Source organism: Tateyamaria sp. (genome assembly GCF_059783535.1).
This window is the reverse complement of record NZ_JBYNDP010000198.1, coordinates 1-4996: the sequence shown is the minus strand read 5'-3', so window position 1 is coordinate 4996 and position 4996 is coordinate 1. Positions and strand designations below refer to the sequence as shown.

Sequence of the window (4996 nt, the reverse complement as noted above, 5' to 3'; positions counted from 1 at the left end):
AGAAGCAGAAGCAGAAGCAGAAGCAGAAGAGGTGATCGCAGCCGAACCCGATTCGCAAGCGGATGATGACGATGATCTTGGTCTCGACACGCTGGCGGCATTGATGGCAGCCGATGACGATGCGCCCGCATCGGAAGAAGACAAGGCCGACAACCTCTTTGACGACAGCACAGAGGTCGACGCGCCCGAAGCTGAGGAGGCACCTGCCCACCCCCGCGCACGCGTGATCAAGGTCAAGCGCGCGGACATCGACGCTGCCATCGCCAGCGGCGCGCTTGAAGAGGTCGAGGACTCAACTGCTGACAGCACTTTGTCGGCAGAAGATGAAGCCGAACTGCTGGCGGAGCTGGCCGAGGTCGAGGCGGAATTGCCGGTATCAGAGGACGCCGACACAGACATTGACGACGACCACGCTGATGACGTCGAAGCCGAGGCAGACACGACAGCAGAACCCGAAGCCGTCAAAGATGATGACGTGCAACGCCTGATGGCCGAAGCCGAGAACCAGATGGATGAACCGGAAGGGTCGCGTCGCCGCAACGCATTCCAGCATCTCAAGGCTGCGGTCATGGCGAAAAAGGCGGATGCTGACATCGGCAAGAAAGACGAAGAAGAGGAAGGCGCGTTCCGCTCGGACCTTGCTTCTGTCGTCAAACCCCGCCGTCCCGAAGCCCGCAACGAAGGTGCGAAGCGCCCGAGCAGCGACCGCCCTGCACCGCTCAAACTGGTTGCGGAACAACGGGTTGACGTTGACGCGGCGCCCAAGGGTCCCGTCACACCGCGCCGAGTAGCTGCGATGGATGACGGCACAAGCACCGAAGAGGCGGGCAATTTCGCTGACTATGCAGCTGAAATGGGGGCGCATGACCTGCCATCCCTGCTGGAAGCCGCCGCAAGCTATCTGAGCTTTGTGGAAGGTCGTGATCAATTCTCGCGCCCACAACTGATGACCAAAGTGCGTCAGGTCGAACAAGGCGACTTCAGCCGCGAAGACGGGCTGCGTTCTTTCGGCCAGCTGCTGCGCGCAGGCAAGATCGAAAAGATCAGAGGCGGCCGCTTTGCCGTGACGGGCGATATCGGCTATCGCCCGGACCAGCGCGAAGCAGGCTAAGTCCGGCAAATGAACTCTTCAAAGGCGCCCTTGCACGGGCGCCTTTTTTGATGGCTGATGCGCATATGAGCTTTCCAGACCAACCCACACTGACCGGCCCCACGCTGCACCTGCGCCCACTGCGGGCCGAAGATGAAAAGGCACTTACGCATGCAGCGTCCGATCCCGCCATCTGGGCGGTCCATCCGTCCCATGACCGCTACAAGCCAGAGGTGTTCGCGCCCTATTTCCAAATGCTTCTGAGCGAAGGCGGCACGCTTGCCGTCACCGACCGGGCCAGCAATGAAATCGTCGGTTGCTCTCGCTACTACCCTGCTCCGGAAAGCCCGGGGGAATATGGCATCGGTTTCACCTTCCTGACACGCGCCTATTGGGGCGGTGCCGCGAATTGGGAAATGAAATCGCTGATGCTGGATCACGCCTTCCAATACATGGATGCCGTGTGGTTCCACATTGGTACCGACAATATCCGCTCACAAAAGGCGACCGCAAAACTGGGTGTTGATCACGTCGCCACCGAAAAGCGAACACTCAGCAGCGGCACGGCGCTTTATGAATGCTACCGGCTCAACAAAGCGACATGGCAGGCGCGTCAGGCGTCCGGGTCAGGCTGACCGATCCCCTTGAAGACAAACTTCAGCGGAAACGCCCAGATGACGCCCAACCCAACATAGATCAACAATTCAACAAGGATCGGCGGACGCTCGAACAGCCCAACGATGGACACTGCCGCCACGATATAGAGCGGCAGTGCCACGATCAGGATCAGCAGGGCCAGCCATTTCCGGGTCTTGTAGCGCAGCGCCATGCGAGGCTCCTCAGTCGGCAAAGGGGTCCCGGACCAGGATCGTATCCTCACGCTCGGGCGAGGTGGAAAGTAGGGCAACGGGGCAGTCGATCAACTCTTCAACCCGGCGCACATATTTGATCGCGTTGGCGGGCAGGTCAGCCCAGCTGCGCGCGCCTTCGGTCGATTCCGACCAGCCGGGCATCTCTTCGTAGACCGGGGTGCAACGCGCCTGTTGATCAGCGGCGGTCGGCAGATAGTCCAGCGTTTCGCCATCCAGCTCGTAGCCCACGCAAATCTTCAGCGTCTCGAACCCGTCAAGGACATCCAGCTTGGTCAGCGAAATCCCGTTTACGCCACTCGTCGCGCATGTCTGGCGCACAAGGCAGGCATCGAACCACCCACAGCGACGCTTGCGACCGGTCGTGGTGCCAAACTCATGCCCGCGTTCACCCAGGCGCTGACCATCCGCATCTTCCAATTCGGTCGGGAATGGTCCCTCGCCCACACGGGTGGTGTAGGCTTTGACGATGCCAAGCACGAAATCGATGCTGCCCGGTCCCATGCCGACACCGGTTGCGGCCTGTCCCGCAATCACGTTTGAGGACGTGACAAAGGGATAGGTCCCGAAATCAATGTCCAGAAGCGCGCCCTGCGCCCCTTCGAACAGGATACGTTTGCCAGCCTTGCGCGCCTCGTTCATCACCTTCCAGACGGGGGCGGCGTATTCGAGAATGGCGGGCGCCACCTCGCTCAGCTCGGCGATCAGCGCATCGCGATCCACTGGATCAAGGCCAAGCCCACGGCGCAGTGCATCGTGATGCACTAGGGCCCGATCCACGCGCAGCTCAAGGGTCTTGGGATCAGCCAGATCGGCGACACGCACAACGCGGCGGCCCACCTTGTCCTCGTAGGCCGGACCGATGCCGCGGCCCGTCGTTCCGATCTTCGCCACGGAATTCTGGGATTCGCGCGCCCGGTCCAACTCGCCATGGATCGGAAGGATCAGCGGCGTGTTCTCGGCGATCATCAGTGTCTCGGGCGTGATCTCAACGCCTTGGGCACGCAAGGTCTCGATCTCGGATACAAGGTGCCACGGATCCAGCACGACACCGTTGCCGATGACAGACAGCTTGCCACCACGCACCACGCCCGAGGGCAGCGCATGCAGCTTGTAGACTTCTCCGTCAATGACCAGCGTGTGCCCGGCATTGTGTCCGCCCTGGAAGCGCGCAATGACATCTGCCCGCTCGCTCAACCAGTCGACAATCTTGCCCTTGCCCTCGTCGCCCCATTGTGCGCCGACAACCACCACATTGGCCATTTGATGCCCTTTCAGAAAGCAAACCCGCGCCCGTATAGCGACACCACGAGCCGAGGCAAACCGGTATCTGTGTTTCTTCTGACGAAAAATACCACCGCTAGAGGCACCTGCAGCTTGCGACAAGCGCAGGTTTCAGGCCATCAACGCATCAGCACGATCCAAGGACCAACCCCCATGGGCTTTCTCGCACGTTGGCTTTTCGCCTTTGGCCTTCTGGCCGCCACCTACAATCCGACGGAATACAACTACGTGGCGTGGGCCGTGCAGCATGGGCCAAGCAATCTCTCAATCGCGGTTCTCGCCGGGCTGCTCTTGCTGATCGGCTACATCATCTACCTGCGCGCCACGCTGCGATCCATTGGCGGGTTCGGCATGGCACTGGTGTTGGCGGTCGTTGGTGCGGTGCTCTGGGTGCTCTATGATCTCGGACTGCTCACATTGGATAACGGCAACCTCAACACGTGGCTGGGCGTGTTCGCCCTGTCGCTGGTATTGGGCATCGGCTTGAACTGGAGTCATGTACGGCGGCGCCTGTCGGGGCAGGCGGATATGGACGACGTGGACGAGTAGCCACAACGCCAAGACTTTTCGCCGAACAATCTCATCCTTGGGGACCAGCCCCAATCCCCGGGAGTTTATTTGGCAAGATGATGGATCAATCCAGCGTGACAGGCTGCCCGTGCGGTGTGCGCAGATAGGCGGCTTCCCATGCTGCGCGCATATCTGAAAGCGCGGCTGCCTCAGCGGCTCCTGTTTCCGTCATCAGCGCCTCGAGTGTTTCGAGCCACGCGATGAAATAGTCGTCCCCGCCATTCAGCTCTTTCGCCAGACCGTGCTGCTTCAACATAGCGCCAAAACGCGCGGCCCAGTCGGGCCAGGCAAAATGCCCCGCTTCGTTCAAATGCACGGTCAACGCAAAAAGCTGCGCGTGCCATGGGGCTTCGAAACTCGGCTCGGGCGTCATGTGGTTGACAGATAGCTTTGCCAGAGGTCAAGGATCACCTCGTCGTCGGGATGTTCCGGATGTGCCCAGATGTCCCTTGCCTTGACTGCCACGGCATAGAGCGGTTCCGGCGCTTCGCCCATGCGGTGTGCATTGCTGTCGGGCAAAACATGCGTGCCATGCTGTCGCACGATTGTCCCTTCGGCCCCGGCAGCATAGGCAGGCAACCTGGTGTGCCCACCGGGCACTTGCACATTCTCCGGGACCGACCGAATGCGCACCGTGTCCCCAGTAATGAAAAGGGCGGCAACATTGCTTGGGCGCGTTGCGGGACCACCCTTGGCCAGAACACCGGCCACGGCATCCGCAGCCAATCGCTTCTCCGCCAGCTCGCTCGATCCCCGCGCCGTACCTTTTGCCAGCTCTTCACGGCTCACCGCCCCGGTATCGACCAGCAAATCGGCCAGCGCAGCCATCCATTTTTCGTAGTAGGAAAAGCGCGTGTAGTCTTTGGGCGACAAACACTCCCGCGCGTGACGCGACACATCAATATTCCATAGCCCCAGCGACCCGCACGCCAGCGTGATCGCCAACGCACGCGGATGCCAATCGTCATGAAAAATCACATCCTCAGGCTCTGGCACCACGGCACCATCCCCGAAACGACCACCCATGTCGTGCACACGCGTCAAGGTGACACCGCCAGACCACAGCCAATTATGCTGTCACGGGTGACCAGTGCCATCAGCGCGGCCTCATCCATGCCTTCGGTCCCTTCGGGCCGTTGCGGCAGAACGAGGTAGCGCACCTCTGCGGTCGAATCCCACACCC

Annotated in this window: 7 protein-coding genes and 1 pseudogene; 3 read left to right on the top strand and 5 right to left on the bottom strand. The window is 60.8% G+C overall.

Annotated features, from left to right (window positions below; genetic code table 11):
* A pseudogene (locus tag AC6RA8_RS21120) lies at nt 1-1111 on the top strand (hypothetical protein); the annotation flags it as partial.
* A 65-nt stretch (nt 1112-1176) separates the two neighbouring features.
* Nucleotides 1177-1725: a GNAT family N-acetyltransferase gene (locus tag AC6RA8_RS21115; protein WP_500355619.1), complete on the top strand. Its 549-nt coding sequence runs from the start codon at nt 1177-1179 to the stop codon at nt 1723-1725.
* On the opposite strand, the gene AC6RA8_RS21110 is transcribed toward AC6RA8_RS21115, so the two are convergent.
* A complete protein-coding gene (locus AC6RA8_RS21110) occupies nt 1704-1919 on the bottom strand; it encodes a DUF2842 domain-containing protein (protein ID WP_500355617.1) in 216 nt (71 codons plus the stop codon). The genes AC6RA8_RS21115 and AC6RA8_RS21110 overlap by 22 nt on opposite strands.
* Before the next feature lie 10 nt (nt 1920-1929).
* Nucleotides 1930-3222, bottom strand: coding sequence for an adenylosuccinate synthase (locus tag AC6RA8_RS21105; RefSeq protein ID WP_500355615.1), 1293 nt, complete (start codon nt 3220-3222; stop codon nt 1930-1932).
* 174 nt (nt 3223-3396) lie between these two features.
* On the opposite strand from AC6RA8_RS21105, the gene AC6RA8_RS21100 reads away from it, so the two are divergent.
* Complete coding sequence (locus AC6RA8_RS21100; protein ID WP_500355613.1) at nt 3397-3792, top strand: DUF6524 family protein; 396 nt, start codon at nt 3397-3399, stop codon at nt 3790-3792.
* An 85-nt stretch (nt 3793-3877) separates the two neighbouring features.
* On the opposite strand, the gene AC6RA8_RS21095 is transcribed toward AC6RA8_RS21100, so the two are convergent.
* From AC6RA8_RS21095 to AC6RA8_RS21085, 3 genes are all read right to left on the bottom strand, one after another.
* On the bottom strand, nt 3878-4186 hold the full coding sequence (locus AC6RA8_RS21095; protein WP_500355610.1) for a nitrile hydratase accessory protein: 309 nt from the start codon (nt 4184-4186) through the stop codon (nt 3878-3880).
* A complete protein-coding gene (gene nthB / locus AC6RA8_RS21090) occupies nt 4183-4857 on the bottom strand; it encodes a nitrile hydratase subunit beta (RefSeq protein WP_500355608.1) in 675 nt (224 codons plus the stop codon). The genes AC6RA8_RS21095 and nthB overlap by 4 nt, the downstream gene beginning before the upstream one ends.
* The coding region (locus AC6RA8_RS21085; RefSeq protein WP_500355621.1) for a nitrile hydratase subunit alpha at nt 4854-4996 on the bottom strand (143 nt) is incomplete at its 5' end. The genes nthB and AC6RA8_RS21085, both read right to left, overlap by 4 nt.